The sequence below is a fragment of the Bacillus methanolicus genome (genome assembly GCF_028888695.1).
In the GTDB taxonomy this organism is placed as follows: domain Bacteria; phylum Bacillota; class Bacilli; order Bacillales; family Cytobacillaceae; genus Bacillus_Z; species Bacillus_Z methanolicus_B.
In genome coordinates, this window is record NZ_PNFF01000002.1 from 816039 (window position 1) to 837207 (window position 21169).

Below are 21169 nucleotides of genomic sequence, written 5' to 3' on the forward strand. Positions count from 1 at the left end.
CAAAGTAGCTGTTTAAATGACCGATTTCATGACGTCTTACCCTAATTGTGCTTATTTTTACATCGGCCGATCCGTAGACGGATAATCACTCTTCGGCCATTTCTTCGAAGGTAATATTCCCTTTAGTATCTAACTTTCTTAAACCTAACTGATATTCCAGTTCCTTAGCTGCATCCTTCGCGTCTTTTTGTTTTAAAAACCCTCGACGAACGACTCTCCGCCGGTTCCCGGTTTGCGGATCAATGCCATTTTCAATGACAAACATCCATCGTTCGCCTTTTTTTGTTTCATACTTTTGAAACCGTGCCATTCTTATTCCTCCTCAACTAATTAGTTTGTTGATGTAAATTCGATTTCTTATTTGTAAAAGCCTTTCCTGGCAAAGTTCCTGAGTAACACAGAATGTTTTTGATGCTTTTTTTATTATTTCAGGATCGTCCAAATCCCAATCCTTCACCATATCAAACGGAATAGCTGCACACTTCACAAAACGTTTAGCATCAAGTTCCTGCCATTCACGAAAAGAAAAGGGAACAATTGATTGACTTCCAACATGCCGAAGAACATGACACAATTCATGAAAAAATTGTTCACGCTGTTTTTTAGGACTGTCACGTGCATCTACATAGTTTGCATCGACTCCACAAACGCGAGTGTGAAAAGCAGGACCATTATTCCGGAAAAACAAGATTCCAAGTTTTGCTGCAATATCTTCTTCTGATATCTGGTGAGGCTTAAAAATGCCAAGGCTTTTGTAAAGATTTGAGATGAATTCTTCTAAATATGTTTGAGTATATGTTGTTTTCATGATGAGCACCTCAATTATACGAATATACGTTCGGTTTTATGTTTGAAAGAAAAGCCCTAAAAGGGCTATTGAAACAATCTATCGTTCACAAGCGATATAGTCTTTATCTCGATCCAGTTTTTTATTGGCGTCATAGAGTTCTTTTGAAACATAAGGCTTGTATTTCGTTTTTCCACCTTTGTTTTTAGCAGAAGAAGAACGAGCAACCCCGCCTTTGTATGATTTATTAAGCTCTGTGCAGTTTTTGAATTTCTTTGCTGCAGCTTCTGTGTCATGGCTAGGGATAACAGATAAGCCTAAAATTAGACAAACAGAAGCAAAGATTCCAATTAATTTTTTGATTCATCACCACATTTTGTGATTTAACTAATAAAAATGAAAACACTCACAGATTCCTGGCAATAATGTTAGCGCCTACTTAACATAACAGGAGGTTCTGTAAGTGTTTTCTGTATCACTAGATTTGCCAGAATTTGAAGTTGTTAAACAAGTATTTCTTGAAGATTGCAATCTGTTACATGTTGAGAAAAATACGATGGAAGAACGTTGTACTTTTTGCGGCTTTTTTACCAGTAATGTCCACGACTGGCGGACAAGAAAAGTTCGTGATCTATCTATATTAGGCAAACCCCTTTTTTTATTTGTCAGAGTGAACAGATACCGTTGTCACAACTGTAATGAGGTATTTTCCCAAACATTTGAATCGATTAGCCCTAAAAAACATCAGACCAATCGATACAGAGAATATCTGTATCAAATGTGCAATGGATCCACTATTCAAGAAGTAAGTCGAAAGGAAAAAGTTCCTTATACGACAGTAGAAAGAATTTTTTATTCCATCGCTAAAGAAAAAGAAATGGAGCATTTAGAACATCTTGATAGTGCTTTAGAAAACAATGAACTAGTCCTTAGCCTTGATGAAGTCGCTGTTTGAAAGGGTCACCGATATGAAACCGTTCTAATGGATGCCCAATCCGGCAGTGTTCTTGGTATGGAACATCAACGTAGTTATGATTCTACTCTAACCTTACTCTCCAAGGAGATCCTGGCTAATAAGTGTGTTCAAACCGTTGTCATGGATATGTGGGATCCCTTTCATAAAGCTGTTAAATCCGTATTTCCAGAGGCCTGTATCGTCATTGATAAGTATCATGTAGTGCAAAAAGTTACCCAAGCACTTGATCAAGTAAGGAAGAATATTCCTGGCCTGAAAAAAGAACGGTTTAAGCTCTTGAAAGGTTCTGAAAAGCTAACGGCTAATGAAAAACAACAATTAGACGAAATGCTCGAAGAGCACCTAGAGTTGTCATATGCCTATTTTCTAAAAGAGCTATTTAGAGAAGTTTACCAAGCACCGGACTTTGATACAGCTGATTCACTCTTGGAAGAATGGATCCAACTTGCATGGAGCAGCCCATTTCCGTCATTCCATCAAGTAGCCAAGACCTTAGAAAATTGGAAAGCACAAATTTTGCAATACTTTCTTACACCCTTCACAAATGGCCGGATTGAAGGCACAAACAATAAAATCAAGAATATCAAAAGACGTGCATTTGGTTTTAAGAATTTAGACAGATTTAGACTCCGTGTATTTTTAGAATGTACAGGTAAAACTTATAAAAATCAGGCTGCCTGACCTTGTCCTTCATCAGCTTTCCACAGTGTAGTTGGTAGAAAGGAAGCCGTCAAGGAAAGCACTTGACAGCTTCCTTTCTACCAACTAAGTGGTCACTAAGCTGACGAAGGGGCTACTCTAGATTGAGTACCAATCTTGCTAACTTATTTCAGGAATTGTGTGGACATCACAGAATATGGTGAAGAGACTTAATTTTTTTGTCCAGTTAAGTGTAGCCGATTCATGTCTTTTCTAGGCTTTCCATTTTCATATAGTTTGACCATTTGAGCTTTAAATTCATGAGTAAATGTTCTTCTAACTCTTGTTATATCGGTGCACCTCCATTAACTGAATGAGATGAAGTAGACTTCCAAATGTAGTGGGTAACCACCGCAACTTGACAAGGAGCCTCTACGGGCATGCTTTCCCAGCCAGGAAACCAGATGATGAAAATATCTGGCTTGCCAAACAGGCTAGCATACCCGCCTCTCCTAGTAAAGTTGCTGGTATGGGATCTCTTATGCTTGATTAGCAGTATACCCAGATTGGATGGTTAGTCTACCTGACCTTAATTTTTTTGTCCAGTTAAGTGTAGCCGATTCATATTTGCATGTTACATAACAATAATATAATATAGTATTAAGTGACATGGATTAAGGAGAACACATATGGAATATGTAGAAGCTTTAAGAGATATAAAACAAATTAATTCCATGAAAAGATATTTAAAAAAACATTCTGAAAGAGACTATGTTCTCTTTGTTTTTGGGATAAATACCGGATTAAAGATCACGGAAATGTTGGATATTAAAGTAAGAGATGTTTTGGAAAAAGAAGGCTGCATAAGTGATTTCTTTTTGCTTCCTTCTAAAGAATCTAGAATCACTAAGGAAGTGTATCTCAATCATAAAGTAAAAAAGGCTACTCTAAACTATATCCAAGCTAATCATTTGAACAGTGATGACTATTTATTTCAGTCAACTAAAACAAAAAAACCAATCACGCGTCAACAAGCTTATCGTATTATTCATCATGCTGCAGAAGCTGTTGGCGTACAGGGGAAAATTGGCACTAATTCTATGCGCAAAACTTTTGGGTATCATGCCTATAAACGGGGAGTTGCCATTTCTCTGCTTCAGAAACATTTTAATCATTCTACGCCTTCTGAAACTCTTAAATATCTTGGAATTTCTAAAAATGAAAAAATTAGAACGGAAATTGATGTAAACCTTTGAGATAAAAAAACCTTAATCCATGAACAATTTAAAGGAGGAAATCTGAGAAATGAATATTAGAGAAAGCGAACTTCCTGGAATTGGATGGAAGTTTGAAATCATTACAAAAAATCAAGATAAACTGGTTATCGTTATTCATGATGATGGACGGAGAGAAATCTATCATTTCAATTCAGATGATCATGATGAAGTGATCAGTAATGTTACATTAAACGATTCAGAAGCCAGACAAATTGCAGGAATTTTAGGTGGGATGGCATATAAACCTAAAGCATTAGAAACAGTGGACTTCGCATTTGATGATTTAATAATTGAATGGTATCAAGTAGAACCTAATGCACCTGCTGTTAATAAAACGATTGGTGAGATTGATATTAGAAATAACTTTGGAGTTAATGTCATCGCTATAAAGAAAAAAAATACAAAAAAGTCCCACACACCAGGTCCAGATACAGTTATTGAAGCAGGTGACACATTAGTTATCTCGGGAGAAAGAAACCAATTAAAAGACTTAATAAAAAATTTATTATCGAGCAGGGGGTGAGGGATATAGATGGGTCATTTAGTATTTGAAGTCGGCACTGCATTTGTCCTTATTGCCATCGGATCAATTATTGCGAACAAACTAAAGTTTTCAATTATCCCATTTCTGATTATTCTAGGTATGCTAGTTGGACCACACGCCCCACAGATTGGGATTATTGACTTAACCTTTATTGAAAGTAACGACATTATCCAATTTTTAGGGCGTATGGGTGTACTATTTTTACTATTCTACTTAGGATTAGAATTTTCAGTTGGCAAACTGATGAAATCAGGCCGGAATATTGTAATAGGTGGGAGTATCTATGTAGCCATCAATTTTGCTTTAGGTTTTTTATATGGATTTATCGCAGGCATACCATGGATGGAAACCCTTATTATTGCCGGACTCTTTAGCGTGTCCTCTTCTGCAATTGTAGCGAAAGTTCTTGTCGATTTAAAAAGAACAGCAAATCCGGAAACAGAGCTGATTCTTGGGATGATTTTATTTGACGATATCTTCCTAGCTTTATTTTTAACGACAATGTCAGGTGTTTTGCTTGCCGGCTCTACTTCCTCCCTCGATATCATCACTTCCGTTCTTATTTCGGTTGGTTATATGTTAATGTTTTTTATTATTGCACGAAAAGGTGCTCCTTTATTTAATAAATGGTTAAATATAAAATCCGATGAGATTTTCATTATTGTTATATTTGCTACATTATTCTTTGTTGCTGGATTTTCAGAAACGCTTCATGTGGCAGAAGCGATTGGCGCCTTACTATTAGGATTAGTTTTTTCTGAAACTGAGCATCGAGATCGTATTGAACATTTGGTCGTTCCGTTCAGAGATTTCTTCGGAGCTATTTTCTTCTTCAGCTTTGGACTAAGCATTGATCCGTCTACATTAGCTGATGCGATTTGGTTGGCATTAGGCGCTGTTATATTAACAATTGTCGGAAACTTTGTTGCCGGCATGATTTCCGGAAGAAAAGCTGGGTTATCTCATAAAGCATCAACTAATATTGGTTTAACAATCATGGCTCGTGGAGAATTTTCAATCATTGTAGCCAATTTGGGGATTACAGCAGGATTAAATCCAATTTTAACACCTTTTACTGCCCTTTATGTTCTTATTTTGGCAACTGCAGGACCACTTATGACGAAAGAAAGCAAGAAAATTTACAAGTATTTAAACAAGATTTTTAAATGGAGTAAAGAACCGAAAAAGAAAAAAATTGAAGTTACAGAAGGTTGAAATAATACTTTTTTCCAAGTAACTATAAGTTTTTACCTCTAACTATGGCAAAAGGTAATGCAAAACATTTTAATGCTAGTTGAACTACACAGGCGGAACCTCTTTATAAAATCAAGATAATGATATAAAAATAAGAGTCTATTTTTATATCCGTAACAAAGTGTATAAGTATAGGACAGTTTTGAATTGTCATATATTTCAAAAAACGCCATACATTAGGCGTTTTTTTTCTTCTTCTTTTTAAGTGGGATTCCATATTTGTTTGCATTATCGATTATTTTTTTTGCTATTGCTGAAACCTCTTTTTTTCATTCTTTATTCTCCTTCCCTAGTTTATCCAAATTTCTTTTTATCAATCTTCACTAGGAACAAAAAGACAGTGTCCCGAACTTAAGTTTGGATTTTTGGAGGGGAAAATGATGATAAAAGAGAAGGGGAGACGTACCCGATCAGATAAAAAACGAGATGTGAAACCGACGTAACCGTAAAATAGTTCCCACCTATTAACCTAGATGATACTTTGAGATAATCTCTTCAAATCAATATTTGAGGAGGTTTTTTGATGTCTCGAGCAGAATTGCGAAAAGAATGGGAACTTCGGATCGCTGAGTTTAGGGCAAGTGGACAGACCCAATCCAAATGGTGTGCTGACAATAATGTGAAGCTCCATCAATTAAAATATTGGCTTAAGAAAATTGAAAACACAAATCGGATCTCAACACCATCAACTAATTGGGTCTCAATCACAATGGATGAACAATATGCCGAATCAAAAGACTCTTCATTATCCTTACAGATTAAAATAGGTCAAGCATCCATAGAGGTTAAACCAGGTTTCGACCCATCTTTCCTTGCGGAAGTCGTCAGGACGTTAAGATCGCTATGTTAAACGAAACAATGATCGCGAATGTTTACCTCGCCCGAGGGAGTACAGATTTGCGCAAATCCATTGATGGATTGGCTGCGTTGGTGAAAGAAGGGTTTGATCTAGACACCTTTTCGCCTAGCTACTTTGTCTTTTGTAATCGTAATCGGGATAAACTGAAAATCCTTCATTGGGAGCACAATGGCTTTTGGCTCTATTATAGACGTTTAGAGCGCGGAAAATTTCAATGGCCAACGGAAGAAAGTGATGTACCGCTAAAATAAAGCCGACGCCAGTTCCGTTGGTTACTTGATGGACTTCCACTTGAACAGCGCCAGGCTCATCCTGAAGTTACTGCGAGGACAGTCATATAAAATCATATTTTTTATTTACACACCAATTTTTAAAAGGGATTGATCAACATTTGTCGAATAGATAAAGTATGAAAAAGACAACAAAAACACCCACCCACCCAACCAACTGAAAATCTTCAAAAACGATGTGAATCCCTTGAAAAGCAAGTCGCTGAACTGACGGTGAAGCTAAAAGGGTATGAGGAACAGTTTCGCCTCAGCCAAAAAAGACGATTCGGCTCTTCAAGTGAAAAAACACATTCCGATCAACTAGAGCTTTCGCTCTTTAATGAAGCAGAGGTAGAAGCAGCCTCCAATTTAGAGGAGCCTGCTTCTGAAACCATTACCTACCGTCGTCGTAAAAAACGTGGTCAACGTGAAACGATGCTAGAAGACCTGCCTACGGAAACGGTTGAATACCGCCTTTCCGCAGAAGATCAGGTCTGTTCGTGCTGCGGTGGATCTTTACATGAAATGAGCACGGAAGTGCGTCAAGAAATCAAAGTCATTCCAGCTGAAGTAAAAGTGGTTAAGCATGTCCGTTATGTCTACGCCTGTCGCCATTGTGAACGTGAGGAGATCCATACACCGATTGTCACAGCGTCTATGCCGGCACCTGTCTATCCGGGCAGTTTAGCTTCTCCTTCAAGTATGGCGTATGTGATGAGTCAAAAATATGTGGAAGGGTGCCTCTTTATCGCCAGGAAAAGCAGTTTGAGCGATTTGGGTTTACATTATCCCGGCAGACGATGGCGAACTGGATGATCTATGGCGCAGATCAGTGGTTACGTTTAATTTATGATCGGATGAAGGATCATTTACTTAAACAGGAGATTCTCCATGCGGATGAAACCACTTTGCAGGTGCTCCATAAACCAGGTCGAAAGGCAACATCCACTTCTTATATGTGGCTTTATCGCACTGGAAGAGAAGGTCCGCCGATTACTCTTTATGATTACCAACAGACACGGGGAAAGGAACATCCTCGCAAGTTTCTGACTGGTTTCAAGGGCTACCTTCATGTGGATGGCTACTCTGGTTATCAAGGGATGCCTCATGTGACCCTAGTAGGTTGCTGGGCGCATGCAAGGCGTAAGTTTGATGAGGCCTTAAAGGTTTTGCCGGCTTCAAAACAATCCGCTTCGGTAGCTGCCAAGGAAGGGCTCAATTTCTGTAACCAACTTTTTGCGATTGAGCGTGACTTAAAGGATTCAACTCCTGAAGAACGCCATAAAAGTCGTTTGGAACGCAGCCAGCCAGTGCTGGATGCTTTTTCAGCATGGCTAAAAACGCAAAGGTCAAAAGTCCTCCCAAAAAACGCCCTTGGCCAGGCAATCCAATATTGCCTGAACCAATGGGATAAATTAGTGGGCTTTATAAAAGATGGTCGGTTAGAAATCGATAATAACCGTAGCGAACGTTCAATCAAACCATTTGTAATTGGCTGCAAAAATTGGTTGTTTGCCAACACCACACGGGGCGCTCAAGCCAGTGCAACGATTTACAGTATTATTGAGACAGCTAAAGAGAATGACTTGAATCCATTTACCTATCTTTTTGAGAAACTACCAAACATGGATACTAAAGATAAAGATGCCTTGGATCAATTAATGCCTTGGTCATCAACGATCCCATTAGTTTGTCGAGTGTTTAAAAAGAATACTTAAATCATAACTAAATCCCCATCTACTTATAGGTGGGGATTATTTGACGCTTACATTAAAATCGCCCCTACGACTAATCCTATGAGCACTGTATTTATAGAAAATAAATGTTCATCGATATAGTCTTCAAATAATAAACCAAGTATAGTTGCCGGCAATAGGCCAACTATTACTTGTTTCAATTCTAATTTATGCTCACGCTTTTGGTTTCCGGTTGGTTTTTTCTGTAATCCAAGTAAACTTATAAACCGATCTTTAAATAGAATGACTACGGCTAAAATGGAGCCTAATTGAATCACCACTTTAAATGTATTTGCCACTTCTGGTGAAAATAATTCTTTTGATTTAAACATGATGTCATCGACGATAATCATGTGACCGGTTGATGATACCGGTGCAAATTCAGTTAGTCCTTCAACGATTCCCAAGATAGTTGCGACAAAAATTTCCCACAAATTCATTTTTTCTCCTTTACAGACAGCCAAATAAGATGTATAAATCTCGGATTGCTGTTTTCTATTAAATTAACTTATATAGAGCAAGTTCACTATCTGGAATTATAAAAAAATTTATTATAGTCTGAATACTCTAAATATTTCCAGTTAACATATGTATTGGAAAAAAGCTTGGGTTTTGTATGAATCCAAGTTTTTTTACGTTGCAAAAAAAGTAAAATGGGGTTTCTCCATTATTTTTTAAAATAGATGATCATCTATATTCTTAGTCCTCATTATCAGAAAAATCACCAAAATCCATACCAGCTAAATCAATATCCTCTTCATCTAAACCTACGGACTCTGCTACATCTTCTAACATTTCATCTGCACCAAGGTTATCCATTATTTCATTTAATAACATACCACCTAAAACACCCATCGCCAGTCCTCCGACCATGCTTCCAATGCCACCTGCTATACCGCCTTTATGATGAGGTTGATAAGCATGATAGGAAAAAGGTTGTCTATACAATTCCGGTTGCTGGACTGTTTCTGCAATATACTGTTTGATAGAGGATACCAGCTTATCTTCATTCTCTAGTAATTCTTTTGACAAAACAAACTCTCGTTTTGCTTCAATTTCTCCGTAGCCAGATCGACAATCAACTTCCATCCAAATCTGGATTCCTGTTTCAACATAAGCAAAACGGATTTCTAATTCATTGATTTGGCCCGCAAACAACTGCGTAGGAAAAAACTCAAACTCCTGGCCATATGCATCAAGTTTTCCTGTAGTAGATTTTTCTCGGAAACCTAAACGGGAAAGAGCATTAAAAATGGATTGAATTTCTTTCGATTCTCCAATTGTAATATAATCAATATCTGTCCGGTCAACGCCTCCCTCAATATCAAGATGGGTATCAAAGTAATAAGAAACAGGCCCTCTTGATAACGGAAGAGTTGGTGGTATACGATAATGAAAAAGAAAGCGTTTTTCTTCTTTTTTTGAAATAACAAACGATCCCGTTAATGGCACCATTTCAACTTCACGTGAAATAGACTGGCCATTCTTTGTTGTGACAGTCATCATAAACTTAACTGCAAGCTGATTGATCTTTTGATCTACTTCGCTTCCTTTTAAAATAACCTCTCCTTGTACAACCTCATTAATCTGATAAGGACGATTTTCAATTTGTAAATCTACTGTCGCAGCTCCCTTACCTAATTTCGCTAAAAATTTTGGCTCTATAATATTTGTTGGGGTTTAAACACACTTTCGTTTGCATAAAAAATACACGCAAACATCCAATTCCTTTATACTTGAATTGTCCAGAAACAAGTTTAAAGAATGGAGTTGCGTGTATATGAATCTTATCATGAATATTCCTGGTTTAAAAGAGGTTGTCCTGACCAAAGTGGAACAAGTTGGGGAAGTTGTACAGTTTCATGTGGAGATGGAACGAAAGATGCATCGTTGCCCCCGTTGTAACAGAAAGACAAGCCGTGTTCATGATTACCGGATCCAGAAAATCCAGCATTTGAAATGGTTTGAGCGAAAGACCCAGATTTTTTATAGACGGCGGAGATATGTATGCAGCTGCGGGAAACGTTTCTCTGAGAAAAACTCCATAGTCGAGCGCTACCAACGCACTTCCATTGAGTGGAACCAGGCCGTATCCATCCGGGCCATCAAAGGAAAGACCTTCAAGGAAACCGCTGAGAACTATGGCACTTCTGCGTCGACGGTAGTCCGTCGGTTTGACCGCTTGGCGAGCAGTGAAATCCGTGCGGTTGAGGAATTGCCGAAAATCATTGCCATTGACGAATACAAAGGCGATACGAAGGAAGGCAAATACCAATTAATCATAGCCGACGGGGTGACAAAAAAGCCATTGGATATCCTCCCCAATCGGTATAAAAAAACCATTAAGCAATACCTTCAAAAGCACGGAAGCCAGGTCCAAGTGGTCATTATGGATATGAACCAATCGTTTAAAGCAGCCGTCCAGGCAGCGCTGGGCCGTCCGGTTATTATCGCAGATCGATTTCACTTCTGCCGATATATCTACTGGGCGCTTGATGCGGTGAGAAGGCGAGTCCAACAGGATTTTCACGACTATGACCGTAAAAAGTGCAAGCGAATGAAACATGTCTTCCACAGGGCCAGTGACCGCCTTACAGAAGAGGAACGCTGGTATTTAGAGCGTTATCCGGAGATGTCCGAGGAGCTCAGGAAGGCATACGAACTCAAAGAGGCCTATCGAGAATGGTTTACACGTGCCAAAGAGATTGGCAGGGATCAAATTGCCGTGGTGAAAGAGGAGTTAAAAGCGTTTTACCGATTGGTTGAAGCTTCGGAAATCCCAGAGATGGAGAAAGCCATAAAGACCTTTCAAAACTGGCGGACAGAAATTCTTAACAGTTTTGTTTATGACTGTTCCAACGGATTTTTGGAAGGGATCAATAATTTAACCAAAGTACTAAAACGGAATGCCTTTGGCTTCAGAAGCTTCAAACGCTTCAGGGCTAAAATTTTATTATCACATCAGTATAAAGGAATTGGGGTTCACATTGGATAGGGGTGAGGACACAAAGTCATCACCCCAACATTTGACGGAGAACCAAAATTTTTTGAGCATTCTCTTATCTCCTTTCAGTCTATACTTAATTTTATAATTTAAATTAGGAATAAAAAACCGGATGATCAACTCAAGATTGTTTATATTTTATTTTTCATTCCATCTCACTCATTTTTAAATTTTAATGAGATCTCTACACAAAAGATATTATAATCAACAAATGTTCATTAAATTGTCACTTTAAATGAAAACCAGATTTTCGATATAATGTGTTGTATAATAATAATAATAGCTTAGAATTTTGAAACCTTTTGTTACATCTTACGTATAACATAACAAATTGGTTTTACTTTTTGTCAAACCATCACGTTATACTTTGATTATTTTAAGGGGGTGATTCGATGGGGCTAAAAAATACCGAATTGGCGAACTTGCAGAATTGGCGAATGTTACAAAGCGTACCATCGATTATTACACAAATTTAGGATTACTAAAAGCAGAACGTACTGCTTCTAATTATCGTTATTACTCTCAAGAAGCATTAGAAGATTTAAGGTTTATCGAAGCCTGTAAAAAGCAACAACTAACCTTGCAGGAAATCAAAGAAGCACTTGTAAGGAGAAAACAAGGAAAGCAGACTGACATTGTTAATCAAGCAAATGATATAGCAAATCAAATTCATCACTTAAAAGAAAAAATTGAAGATTTATTGCCTTTAATTGAAAATCTTAATGAAAAAGAACGAAAACACATTACAAAAAGGCTGTCACCTGAAAGTATAACACTCATTCAAACTTTACTCATGTTATTAGGTTAAAAAGGAGGAACCAAACATGTTTTTTCATCCAATGGATTTCTTGATTCTTATTGCATTTGGACTTTCGATTTGGGCACAATTCAAAGTAAAAGGAAATTTCAATAAGTGGTCAGAGGTACCAACACGTTCTGGGTTAACCGGTGCTGAGGTGGCAAGACGCATTCTCGATCGGAATGGCTTGCATCATGTTCCTGTTGAAGTAGTTCCAGGTACTTTAACAGACCATTATGATCCGCTTAGTCGTGTTGTTCGTTTATCTGAACCCGTTTACTACGGATCATCCATTGCTTCGATTTCTGTTGCTGCTCACGAAGTTGGTCATGCGATTCAACACCAGCAATCTTACGGAGCATTAGTCTTACGCCACCGTATGTTCCCGTTAGTGAACTTTACATCCGGAATTGCTCCATTTTTGTTGTTAGGCGGATTTTTATTCCAAAGCCTCTCACTGATCGGTATTGGAATTATCTTTTTCTCAGCAGCTGTTGCCTTCCAATTAATTACTCTGCCTGTTGAGTTTAATGCCAGCTCAAGGGCTAAAAATTTAATGTTGGCTGAAGGAATTATGTATAATGAAGAGGAAAAAGGCGTTAATAAAGTGTTAAATGCTGCTGCTTTAACATATGTAGCCGCTGCTTTAATTTCCGTCTTAGAGTTAATCAAATATGTCATGATTTTCTTCCAGGGACAAGGACAAACAGAAGAAGAGTAAAACAAGATTTTTAACCATTTTTCATTTAATAGGAGGTGCTCCTGACTCGTTTCGTCTATACGAGTCAAGGATAATCAGTGGAAATAGTTAACCTGATATTAGTTGCCATTTTAATCGGACTTACGGCATTTTTCGTTGCTTCCGAATTTGCCATGGTAAAAATCAGATCGACACGAATCGATCAATTAGTCGCAGAAGGAAATAAAAATGCGATTGCCGCCAAAAAAATTATTTCGAACTTAGATGAATACTTGTCCGCCTGCCAGTTAGGTATTACAGTGACAGCATTGGGATTAGGATGGTTAGGTGAACCAACCGTTGAACACCTGTTGCATCCTTTGTTCGAAAAGCTAAATTTAGATGAGTCTCTTGTAAGCATTCTTTCTTTTACTTTTGCCTTTGTATTGATTACGTTTTTACACGTCGTAGTCGGTGAGTTGGCTCCAAAAACGTTTGCCATTCAGAAAGCAGAATCCATTACAATGTTATGTGCACGTCCTTTAATGTTCTTCTATAAAGTCATGTACCCATTTATTTGGGCATTAAATGGTTCAGCACGTGCATTTACAAAATTGTTTGGCTTTAAGCCGGTATCGGAACATGAAGTGGCTCACAGTGAAGAAGAACTGCGTATCATCCTTTCGGAAAGTTATAAGAGAGGTGAAATCAATCAGTCTGAATTCAAATATGTAAATAACATTTTTGAATTCGATGACCGGCTTGCCAAAGAGATTATGGTTCCCCGTACAGAAATCGTCAGTGTTTCAAAGGATGACACCATTGAGGACTTCTTAAAAATGGCAAAACATGAAAAATTTACTCGTTATCCTGTTGTATTGGAAGGCGACAAAGACCACGTCATTGGATTGGTCAACATAAAGGAAGTATTAACAGACTGTGTCCATGGGATGGATAAGAACCAAAAAACAATTGAATCCTATACGAAGCCAATCATCCAGGTAATTGAATCCATTCCCATCCATAATTTATTACTAAAAATGCAAAAAGAAAGAATTCACATGGCTATCTTGATGGATGAATATGGTGGAACAGCCGGGCTTGTAACCGTTGAGGACATTTTGGAGGAAATCGTAGGTGAAATCCAAGATGAATTCGACATGGATGAAGTACCTGAAATTCAAAAAGTACAAGAAAATCACTATATCTTTGACTCCAAAGTCTTAATTGATGAAGTGAATGATTTATTAGGAACAAATATTGAAAAAGAAGATATGGATACGATTGGCGGCTGGATACTCACCCAGAACTTCGATCTCGAAAAAGGTGAATCTGTGGTGTTTGGCGGATATGAGTTTAAGGTACTTGAAAGAGAAGAACACCATATAAAACGAATTGAAGTTTTTCCAGCCAAGGTCAATTCTGAGGTCCTGCAAGAAAAAGAGGTAACGTTCTAATAGTACAAGGCAAAGGCATGTACAAACAAGAGTGTACATGCCTTTTCTTTGGTGTTGCCCCTTCTTTTATTTACAAGGAGAAGTTTGAGTGTATAGCTGATCGCTAAATAAACTTCATGCTATGAGATTGCAAGTAATTTCTTTATTAATTCTGCGTAATTAAAGAAGATCGTTTAAAAAAATTCCTGTTTTAAAGGATTTACTCATGCCGGTTCATGTTCTTGAAAAAAGATCTGAAAGCTGGTATGTCAACACTAAACTAGACAATTTTTTTAAGGTGTTCCTTTTTGTATTCAATAGGGCTTAAATACCCGAGTGTTCCGTGAATTCTTATATGATTAAACCAATGTACATAATCATCTAATTCCAATTTTAATTGCTCTAAACTTTCAAAATATTTTCCTTTTACAAATTCTGTCTTGATAATTTTAAATGTGGCTTCGGCTACTGCGTTATCATATGGGCAACCTTTCATGCTTAACGACCGTTTAATCTCGAATGTTTCTAAAGCTTCATCGATTGTCTTGTTTTTAAACTCGTTTCCTCGGTCTGTGTGAAATAATTGAATTTGTCTTAAATCAGCTTTAATCATTGATAACGCTTGGTAGACTAGTCCAGCATCTTTATTAGGACCGGCACTATGCCCAACAATTTCTCGATTATAAAGATCGACAAATAAACAGATATAATGCCAGCTTTTTTCCACTCTCACGTATGTTAAGTCGCTGACTACAACTGTCAATTCTTTTTGTTGATCAAATTCCCTATTCAACACATTTTCAACTTTAGATTCATTACATTTATCCACATGTGGCTTAAACTGGGCAACTGTATATTTTGATACTAGCCCATTTTCTTTCATGATTCGGCCAATACGTCTTCTGGATGCAATTTTACCGAGTTTTTTCAACTCATGTTTTATCTTACGAGTGCCATAGTTCTGGCGGCTTTTATGAAAAATATCGACGATGGTAACCGTAAGTTCATCATCTGATTTGGATTGTTCTTTTGCTTCATAATAATAAGTGCTTCTTGGGAGTTGTAGGACGTCGCACATTGCTGATATCGAGTATTTGTGACGATTATTTTTGATCACATTTACTTTCGTCCTAGTATCAGCGCAGCTTGCTTTAAAATATCATTCTCCATCAGTAAACGCTGATTTTCTTTACGGAGTTTGATCAACTCTTCTTCTTCAGGTGTTCGGTTATCCTTCTCTTTAAATGAACCAGAGGTTTGGCTCTGTTTCACCCATTTGTCCAATGCAGAAGGAGTTAAATTGTATTCACTTAAAATGTCTTTTCTAGGCTTTCCATTTTCATATAGTTTGACCATTTGAGCTTTAAATTCATGAGTAAATGTTCTTCTAACTCTTGTTATATCGGTGCACCTCCATTAACTGAATGAGATGAAGTAGACTTCCAAATGTAGTGGGTAACCACCGCAACTTGACAAGGAGCCTCTACGGGCATGCTTTCCCAGCCAGGAAACCAGATGATGAAAACATCTGGCTTGCCAAACAGGCTAGCATACCCGCCTCTCCTAGTAAAGTTGCTGGTATGGGATCTCTTACGCTTGTTAGCAGTATACCCAGATTGGATGGTTAGTCTACCTGACCTTAATTTTTTTGTCCAGTTAAGTGTAGCCGATTCAAATCTTGGAACTAATTTACCTTCATGCTCTACTTCATCAAAGAACATTTCGTAAGGTCTAGCAAAGATTTTGCCTTTATCATCTTTATAAATAACTAATTTTTCGCCAGTTTCAGAATGTATAGCAATACAAATAAATTCGTAAATGTTCCCTTTAAAATGCCTATATTTTTTCACTTTGTTCTCAGTCCTTTTCTAGTCCTCAATAATATATGGTAAAAATAAAGTTAAAGCCATAATAATTCCAATACCCCACACAAATGGCTATGCTTTTTCGTTGTAACCGTCAAGTAGTTTTGAACACTTTTTGCTCGTTAATTTTGAACACTTTGTTTCTCAAAAATGGTAGTTCGATGCTTCGTTTTGTAACTGTCATTTTCATTTAGCTGAATGACCTCTACTCGATGAAGCAAACGATCCAAAATAGCCATCATGATCCCTTGGTCTCCCATCAATTCACTCCATTCTTCTGGTCCTTTGTTAGAGGTTAGAATAATGGAGCTACGTTCGTATAGATGGTTTACTAGATGAAAGAACAAATTTGCTTCCCTTTGATCGATAGCCATGTACATTAAATCATCAATGATGACTAAATCTGATTCTCTTATTCTTTTAAGCTGGATTTGCGACTTCCTTATATACTCTTCCGTTTTTAATTGGTGTACAAGCTCTCCCATAGTTGAAAAAGCAACCTTATAACCCTTATGAATGGCTTCTATCCCTAATCCAATTCCAATATGAGTTTTACCCGCCCCTTGAGGGCCTAATAGAATCAGATTGTATTGTTGCTCTAGCCAATTGAGTTCTCTTAATTGGTTTAATTGACGCTTACTAAGAGATTTCTGCTCTTCGATATAAAATTCATCTAATGTCTTTTGATAAGGGAACTGTGCCCATTTCAATCTCTTTTCCACATTCTTTTCTTCTCTTCGTTTTAACTCATACATTAGGAGCTCCTGTAGAAACTCTTGATAGGTCCACGACATTTTTTCTGCATTCCGAAGTAACACTGGCAGTTCATTAGCCGTTTCCGTCATCCGCAGATGGCGGAAATTTTCTTGAAGGATTTGTACCGTTTTCGTCATTATAAAGCGCCTCCTAATATCTTGATATAATCATCCATGTCCCTAGTTGCTGCTGTGGCTTTTATTGCGGGGTTGATATTTTTAGGTTCTTGAATCGAAGATGCTTTCGAAGTTTTTGTTTCTTTTAATCGAGTAAAATGTTGGGCAATATCCCGAAGATCATTGGCACTCCATAACTGATCTTTGATACAAACAGCTAGGGCTTTATCTATATCTTGTCGATATTGGGTGATGGCACATTGAATGACTTGTAATTGGTCCCGAATGTATCTTGGATAACGGATTCCAACCTCATGGATAAACTGCTCTGCTTTTTCTTGATCCTTAAACTGCCGAATTACGGTTTCTTTGTATGCTTGAATTCCTTTTGAGCGATCTCTTGTATGTTGACGGTTCTTTATCAATTCTCCTTTTCCGTGGCATAGTGGGTGTCTGGCCAAGACTTCTCCATGTGGTTCTCTTCTTATGATGAGCTCTTCCTCTTGGATTTCTACATACACCGTATTGTCTCCCCTTGGGCGATATGTCCCTAATGGAAGAGAATAACGATTGGATTTATATTTTATGACGTTGTCCTTATGAACCGTTCTTGGTATACTTGATACATGAGTGTTCTCGAAAGAGAGCAGGGAAGAGACTGGTATTAAGTGTTGCTTTTCGAGGGCGTGCACTTCTACCGGTCTCTTTTTAGTTGTATGATGTACATTGTAATTTCCTGTTCTTTCTAGCCATGCTAAACACTTTTCATTCCAAGCCTCTAGATTGGCATATACTCTATTTTTCGCAAAGTTCTTCTTTACAAATTTTACAACATTTTCCACTTTACCCTTACTCTGCGGATCTGCTTTTCTGCATAGGTAGATTCGAAATCCGCGTTCTTGCTTGTAAGCCTGAAATTCACTAGTTAGGATGATATCACCCGCATTTTCACTTACAGTTATAAGATGATCTTGATCATATACGATTTCCTCTGGCATTCCCCAAAAAACTGGAACGCTTTTTCATGACATCTGATCGTATCTCTCGTTGTAAAAGGTCGATCAAGCCATTCTACATATTTATAGCGAGAGTGGGAGAGAACAAAAGTAATAAAGTATAGTTTCACATCTTTATTTTCAGAATTCTTTATGATGATTTCCCCCCAATCCACTTGAACTTGTTGCCCCATTGGTAATTCTTCCACAGCTTCATGCGTTCGAACACGAATTACTATAAATGTCAACACAAATATGTACACTTTTGCTTGTTTAAGGATGTACAAAATCACTCGTTTTCTTTCGCCAAATGATCCTTTAAACGATAAGAATCTCCAATGATAGAGACAACGGTTGCGTGATGTAAAATGCGGTCTAAAATCGCATTGGCCAGCTTGGGTTCTTGAAAGATTTCATCCCATGCTTTAAAATTCACATTCGTTGTAAGAATCGTACTACGCTTCTCATAACGCATATCGATGAGTTGGAAGAAAAGCTTTGCGTCCTCGGCATCAATCGGTAAATAACCGATCTCATCAATAATTAATAGTTTATATTTTGTATAGTGTTTTAATCTGCTCTCTAACCGATTTTCTAAACGTGCTTTCTTCAGATTTTGAATTAAATCATGGCACTTAATGAAATAAGTGCTTGTACGTTTCTTCGCTGCCTCAATCCCAATGGAAGTGGCTAAATGTGTTTTTCCTACGCCACTTGGCCCTAGAAAAACTATGTTTTCATTTGCCTCGATAAATCGAAGCGTTAAAAAATCTAAAATTTGTTTTTGATTTATTGACGGTTGAAAACTAAAATCAAAATCTTTTATTTCTTTCAAATGCGGAAAAGCCGCAACCTTCACCATCGATTGAATCATATTTTGTTCACGTACATCAATTTCGTAATTCGTCAGTTTCACTAGCGTATCTACCAGTGACAATTGATGGTTAACGCTGAAGTCTAAGACTTCATTTAAATGCAAGGACATTTGCTTGAGCTTCAAATAATCTAAGTTTTGTATGAGTTGTTGATAGTTTGTTGGAGGATTCATTATTTATACACTTCCCCAATCGTTGCTAAATTCCGTTTTGCTAGATCATCAATATCCGGATAATTGGGCATGGAAACGCCCAAGGCTTCTTGATAATGTGCTTCCTGATAATTTAATTTCTTGTTACTTATAGGGTGTTGCGCAATCAGTTCCGTGTTATAATAAATCCATAAATGATTATCATACACTTGTAAGCCTACTTTCTTTCCTTGGTATTGTGCTGGTACCGAGTATTGGTTTGATTTGTAGGAAATCATGTTGGATGCATTGACTTTTACAAGCGTATGTTTGATCCGATAGGAATCTCTTACTTTCTCGGCTGGTAACTGGAGTAGGTGATTCCTTTCTTTTTTGAATTCTATCGCAGGAATTTTTCCAGTTCCTTGGTGGACCTCATGGTTCACCCGATGAGATAAGTCTTGCACAAATTGATGTAATTCTTCCAAGGTCAACTGACCTTGATAAGCATGAATTTCATCTAATATTTTCATTGTGGTTTCGACTTTTCCTTTTGTCCGTGGACGTCCAGCAATGCATGGCTTCACCTCAAAACCAAAATCCTTAGCGAATTGTGCAAACTTGGCATTTACTCTTCCTGGGGAATGTTCTGTTCTTGCCTCATCCATAACGGTTTTCATATTATCCGTGATTATTTCAGCCGGCACCCCTCCAAGAGCTTCGAATGTTTCTGTTAAGAAGGAAAACAGGACACTTTGTGATTTAGAAATACTCATTAGGAAGGTTCTGAAACGTGAATGAGATAGAATCAGTATTGCAACATTGATTTCAACGTTCTGACCATCCTTTGTTTCAAAAGGAATACTCTCTTTCCAATCCAATTGTGCTTGTTTTCCTATAGGCGTTTCAAAACGTACTGTGCCTTTAGGAGAAGGAATCCGTTTATCCTCTTCAAAGTAAGCATTAAATTCGGGCGTTTTTGCAATATACGCTCGAAACGTCGATGCTGCACAATCCAGTCCATGATTATCCTTTAAATACTGCCATAGCACACGTCGATAATAAAACTTCTGCTTAGCATCTTCCGAAAGTAGTGCCGCAATGATTTCATAGTATTCATCAATTTTGGAATGCTTCTTTCGTGTACGTTTAGGAATAAATCCATTTAAATATTTATCAATGGTTCTACGATCTACACCTAGATCTCTAGCTAATTGACTTTTATTAATTTTCATCTTCAAATGCTCCATTAGTTGTTTTAATTTTGGTAAGTCTTTAAGACTCTTAATCTCAAAATCAGATTCGACATTAATCGATATGTACATACTAACCACCTCATGATTAGTATGAAATCTAAAGTCAATTTTGTACATTATTATTCAAGCATTTGTGTACATATTTAAATTATCATTTCTAAATTACTTTAGGGATATGATAGATATCTCTCATTTCACTTACATAAGAGCGAACGGTACTTCCACCAACGTCCAATGTTGGATATCGTTCTTTTAACCAGTCCTCCACTTGAGCAGAAGATAGGTCTGGATGTTCCTTTAGCCAGCTTAATATCTGATTATGATACGGGTCTAATTTTTTTCTCCTGCTTCCTAAAGATGTAATCCACTCAGAGGCCTCCTCTAAGCTCATATCCAAATACTTGTAAACTGTGTTTCTAGAAATCTCTAATTTTTTTGCGATGGCTGCGACTTTAAAGCCTTGTTTCTTTAGTTGTTGTATTTCCACAAACAATAGTAATTTTTCCACCTTTCATGTCCTCCAGCTAAACAAATGATTAAAACTATCATATCTTAGCCGAGAGGAAAATTGGTAAAAAAGTGTTCAATCTTATTTGGCGGAAACTGTTGATTATAATTTAGCAGTTACATTCGTTAACAGCATAAGAAATTAAGATTGTTAATATTACATTAATAATACCAATAAAAAGACTTAATTTTTTATTTTTCTTCCTTATGGGAGTATTTTCATTATATGCATCAATTTCTTCTCGAATCATTTTATCAACATCACGCTCAATAGTATCGCCCAACAGAGCTAATAAACGTTGTTTTTCATCTTCTGGTGTTATATGGTACTTATCCTTTAATAATTCTTTTAGGGTTTCTTCTTTTTGAACTTTGATCAGCGACTCACGTAGTCTGCTCATCCAATTCA

The 21169-nt window shown here is 37.3% G+C and carries 22 protein-coding genes and 3 pseudogenes; 11 read left to right on the forward strand and 14 right to left on the reverse strand.

Annotated features, from left to right (window positions below):
* Positions 1-85: 85 nt before the first annotated feature.
* The 3 genes from C0966_RS15795 to C0966_RS15805 form a co-directional block, all read right to left on the reverse strand.
* Positions 86-310 (reverse strand): Arm DNA-binding domain-containing protein, encoded by a 225-nt coding sequence (locus C0966_RS15795; RefSeq protein ID WP_274856628.1) that lies wholly within the window; start codon positions 308-310, stop codon positions 86-88.
* A 12-nt stretch (positions 311-322) separates the two neighbouring features.
* Positions 323-808, reverse strand: coding sequence for an ImmA/IrrE family metallo-endopeptidase (locus C0966_RS15800; RefSeq protein WP_274856629.1), 486 nt, complete (start codon positions 806-808; stop codon positions 323-325).
* Between the two features lie 78 nt (positions 809-886).
* A complete protein-coding gene (locus C0966_RS15805; RefSeq protein WP_425535961.1) occupies positions 887-1150 on the reverse strand; it encodes an excalibur calcium-binding domain-containing protein in 264 nt (87 codons plus the stop codon).
* A 100-nt stretch (positions 1151-1250) separates the two neighbouring features.
* Here C0966_RS15805 and C0966_RS18710 point away from each other — a divergent pair.
* The 7 genes and pseudogenes from C0966_RS18710 to tnpC form a co-directional block, all read left to right on the forward strand.
* Positions 1251-2444 (forward strand): annotated as a pseudogene (locus tag C0966_RS18710) (ISL3 family transposase).
* A 647-nt stretch (positions 2445-3091) separates the two neighbouring features.
* Positions 3092-3658, forward strand: coding sequence for a tyrosine-type recombinase/integrase (locus C0966_RS15820; protein WP_274856631.1), 567 nt, complete (start codon positions 3092-3094; stop codon positions 3656-3658).
* Between the two features lie 49 nt (positions 3659-3707).
* Positions 3708-4202 carry a cation:proton antiporter regulatory subunit gene (locus C0966_RS15825; protein ID WP_274856632.1) on the forward strand — a complete coding sequence of 165 codons (495 nt, stop codon included), beginning with the start codon at positions 3708-3710 and terminating at the stop codon, positions 4200-4202.
* Between the two features lie 9 nt (positions 4203-4211).
* On the forward strand, positions 4212-5438 hold the full coding sequence (locus tag C0966_RS15830) for a cation:proton antiporter (protein ID WP_274856633.1): 1227 nt from the start codon (positions 4212-4214) through the stop codon (positions 5436-5438).
* Positions 5439-6000: 562 nt separating this feature from the next.
* Complete coding sequence (gene tnpA, locus C0966_RS15835) at positions 6001-6327, forward strand: IS66 family insertion sequence element accessory protein TnpA (RefSeq protein ID WP_274856634.1); 327 nt, start codon at positions 6001-6003, stop codon at positions 6325-6327.
* The gene (gene tnpB / locus C0966_RS15840; protein WP_274856635.1) at positions 6321-6587 is read left to right on the forward strand and encodes an IS66 family insertion sequence element accessory protein TnpB; all 267 of its coding nucleotides are present in this window, start codon (positions 6321-6323) and stop codon (positions 6585-6587) included. Before tnpA ends, tnpB begins: the two co-directional genes overlap by 7 nt.
* A 198-nt stretch (positions 6588-6785) precedes the next feature.
* Positions 6786-8323, forward strand: a pseudogene (gene tnpC, locus C0966_RS15845) (IS66 family transposase); the annotation flags it as partial.
* Positions 8324-8373: 50 nt separating this feature from the next.
* On the opposite strand, the pseudogene C0966_RS15850 reads toward tnpC, so the two are convergent.
* Positions 8374-8781 (reverse strand): annotated as a pseudogene (locus tag C0966_RS15850) (undecaprenyl-diphosphate phosphatase); the annotation flags it as partial.
* A gap of 259 nt (positions 8782-9040) precedes the next feature.
* Positions 9041-10009 carry a sporulation protein gene (locus tag C0966_RS15855; protein ID WP_342456749.1) on the reverse strand — a complete coding sequence of 323 codons (969 nt, stop codon included), beginning with the start codon at positions 10007-10009 and terminating at the stop codon, positions 9041-9043.
* Positions 10010-10121: 112 nt separating this feature from the next.
* Here C0966_RS15855 and C0966_RS15860 point away from each other — a divergent pair, with 112 nt between their 5' ends.
* The 4 genes from C0966_RS15860 to C0966_RS15875 all read left to right on the forward strand — a co-directional run bounded on the left by C0966_RS15860 (position 10122) and on the right by C0966_RS15875 (position 14280).
* Complete coding sequence (locus tag C0966_RS15860) at positions 10122-11336, forward strand: ISL3 family transposase (protein WP_425535952.1); 1215 nt, start codon at positions 10122-10124, stop codon at positions 11334-11336.
* A 421-nt stretch (positions 11337-11757) separates the two neighbouring features.
* Positions 11758-12153: a MerR family transcriptional regulator gene (locus C0966_RS15865; protein ID WP_274855688.1), complete on the forward strand. Its 396-nt coding sequence runs from the start codon at positions 11758-11760 to the stop codon at positions 12151-12153.
* 16 nt (positions 12154-12169) lie between these two features.
* Positions 12170-12865, forward strand: coding sequence for a zinc metallopeptidase (locus C0966_RS15870; RefSeq protein WP_274853333.1), 696 nt, complete (start codon positions 12170-12172; stop codon positions 12863-12865).
* 77 nt (positions 12866-12942) lie between these two features.
* On the forward strand, positions 12943-14280 hold the full coding sequence (locus tag C0966_RS15875; protein WP_274856637.1) for a hemolysin family protein: 1338 nt from the start codon (positions 12943-12945) through the stop codon (positions 14278-14280).
* Positions 14281-14539: 259 nt separating this feature from the next.
* On the opposite strand, the gene C0966_RS15880 is transcribed toward C0966_RS15875, so the two are convergent.
* The 9 genes from C0966_RS15880 to C0966_RS15920 all read right to left on the reverse strand — a co-directional run bounded on the left by C0966_RS15880 (position 14540) and on the right by C0966_RS15920 (position 21161).
* A protein-coding gene (locus C0966_RS15880) for an IS3 family transposase (RefSeq protein WP_274856638.1) occupies positions 14540-15615 on the reverse strand; the annotation gives its coding sequence in 2 pieces (ribosomal slippage) (positions 14540-15414 and positions 15414-15615; 1077 coding nt in all).
* Positions 15616-15656: 41 nt separating this feature from the next.
* Positions 15657-16109, reverse strand: a complete 453-nt coding sequence (locus C0966_RS15885) for a DUF1653 domain-containing protein (RefSeq protein ID WP_274856639.1) — start codon at positions 16107-16109, stop codon at positions 15657-15659.
* A gap of 137 nt (positions 16110-16246) precedes the next feature.
* On the reverse strand, positions 16247-17017 hold the full coding sequence (istB, locus tag C0966_RS15890) for an IS21-like element helper ATPase IstB (protein ID WP_274856640.1): 771 nt from the start codon (positions 17015-17017) through the stop codon (positions 16247-16249).
* Positions 17017-17994 carry a Mu transposase domain-containing protein gene (locus tag C0966_RS15895; protein ID WP_274856641.1) on the reverse strand — a complete coding sequence of 326 codons (978 nt, stop codon included), beginning with the start codon at positions 17992-17994 and terminating at the stop codon, positions 17017-17019. Before C0966_RS15895 ends, istB (C0966_RS15890) begins: the two co-directional genes overlap by 1 nt.
* Complete coding sequence (locus tag C0966_RS15900) at positions 17955-18284, reverse strand: DDE-type integrase/transposase/recombinase (protein WP_274856642.1); 330 nt, start codon at positions 18282-18284, stop codon at positions 17955-17957. The genes C0966_RS15895 and C0966_RS15900 overlap by 40 nt, the downstream gene beginning before the upstream one ends.
* On the reverse strand, positions 18281-19039 hold the full coding sequence (gene istB, locus C0966_RS15905) for an IS21-like element helper ATPase IstB (protein WP_274853383.1): 759 nt from the start codon (positions 19037-19039) through the stop codon (positions 18281-18283). The genes C0966_RS15900 and istB (C0966_RS15905) overlap by 4 nt, the downstream gene beginning before the upstream one ends.
* Positions 19039-20322 (reverse strand): IS21 family transposase, encoded by a 1284-nt coding sequence (gene istA, locus C0966_RS15910; protein ID WP_274856643.1) that lies wholly within the window; start codon positions 20320-20322, stop codon positions 19039-19041. The genes istB (C0966_RS15905) and istA overlap by 1 nt, the downstream gene beginning before the upstream one ends.
* A gap of 88 nt (positions 20323-20410) precedes the next feature.
* Positions 20411-20761, reverse strand: a complete 351-nt coding sequence (locus C0966_RS15915) for a helix-turn-helix domain-containing protein (RefSeq protein WP_274856644.1) — start codon at positions 20759-20761, stop codon at positions 20411-20413.
* Positions 20762-20870: 109 nt separating this feature from the next.
* Entirely contained in the window at positions 20871-21161 is a 291-nt protein-coding gene (locus tag C0966_RS15920) for a hypothetical protein (RefSeq protein WP_274856645.1), read from the reverse strand.
* Positions 21162-21169: the final 8 nt, after the last annotated feature.

Excerpts from the sequence above, each read along its gene's own strand:
- C0966_RS15795 (WP_274856628.1), bottom strand. The coding sequence starts at position 310 with ATGGCACGGTTTCAAAAGTATGAAACAAAAAAAGGCGAACGATGGATG.
- C0966_RS15800 (WP_274856629.1), bottom strand. The coding sequence starts at position 808 with ATGAAAACAACATATACTCAAACATATTTAGAAGAATTCATCTCAAAT.
- C0966_RS15820 (WP_274856631.1), top strand. The coding sequence starts at position 3,092 with ATGGAATATGTAGAAGCTTTAAGAGATATAAAACAAATTAATTCCATG.
- C0966_RS15825 (WP_274856632.1), top strand. The coding sequence starts at position 3,708 with ATGAATATTAGAGAAAGCGAACTTCCTGGAATTGGATGGAAGTTTGAA.
- C0966_RS15830 (WP_274856633.1), top strand. The coding sequence starts at position 4,212 with ATGGGTCATTTAGTATTTGAAGTCGGCACTGCATTTGTCCTTATTGCC.
- tnpA (WP_274856634.1), top strand. The coding sequence starts at position 6,001 with ATGTCTCGAGCAGAATTGCGAAAAGAATGGGAACTTCGGATCGCTGAG.
- tnpB (WP_274856635.1), top strand. The coding sequence starts at position 6,321 with ATGTTAAACGAAACAATGATCGCGAATGTTTACCTCGCCCGAGGGAGT.
- C0966_RS15860 (WP_425535952.1), top strand. The coding sequence starts at position 10,122 with ATGAATCTTATCATGAATATTCCTGGTTTAAAAGAGGTTGTCCTGACC.
- C0966_RS15870 (WP_274853333.1), top strand. The coding sequence starts at position 12,170 with ATGTTTTTTCATCCAATGGATTTCTTGATTCTTATTGCATTTGGACTT.
- istB (WP_274856640.1), bottom strand. The coding sequence starts at position 17,017 with ATGACGAAAACGGTACAAATCCTTCAAGAAAATTTCCGCCATCTGCGG.
- C0966_RS15895 (WP_274856641.1), bottom strand. The coding sequence starts at position 17,994 with ATGCCAGAGGAAATCGTATATGATCAAGATCATCTTATAACTGTAAGT.
- istB (WP_274853383.1), bottom strand. The coding sequence starts at position 19,039 with ATGAATCCTCCAACAAACTATCAACAACTCATACAAAACTTAGATTAT.
- istA (WP_274856643.1), bottom strand. The coding sequence starts at position 20,322 with ATGTACATATCGATTAATGTCGAATCTGATTTTGAGATTAAGAGTCTT.
- C0966_RS15920 (WP_274856645.1), bottom strand. The coding sequence starts at position 21,161 with ATGAGCAGACTACGTGAGTCGCTGATCAAAGTTCAAAAAGAAGAAACC.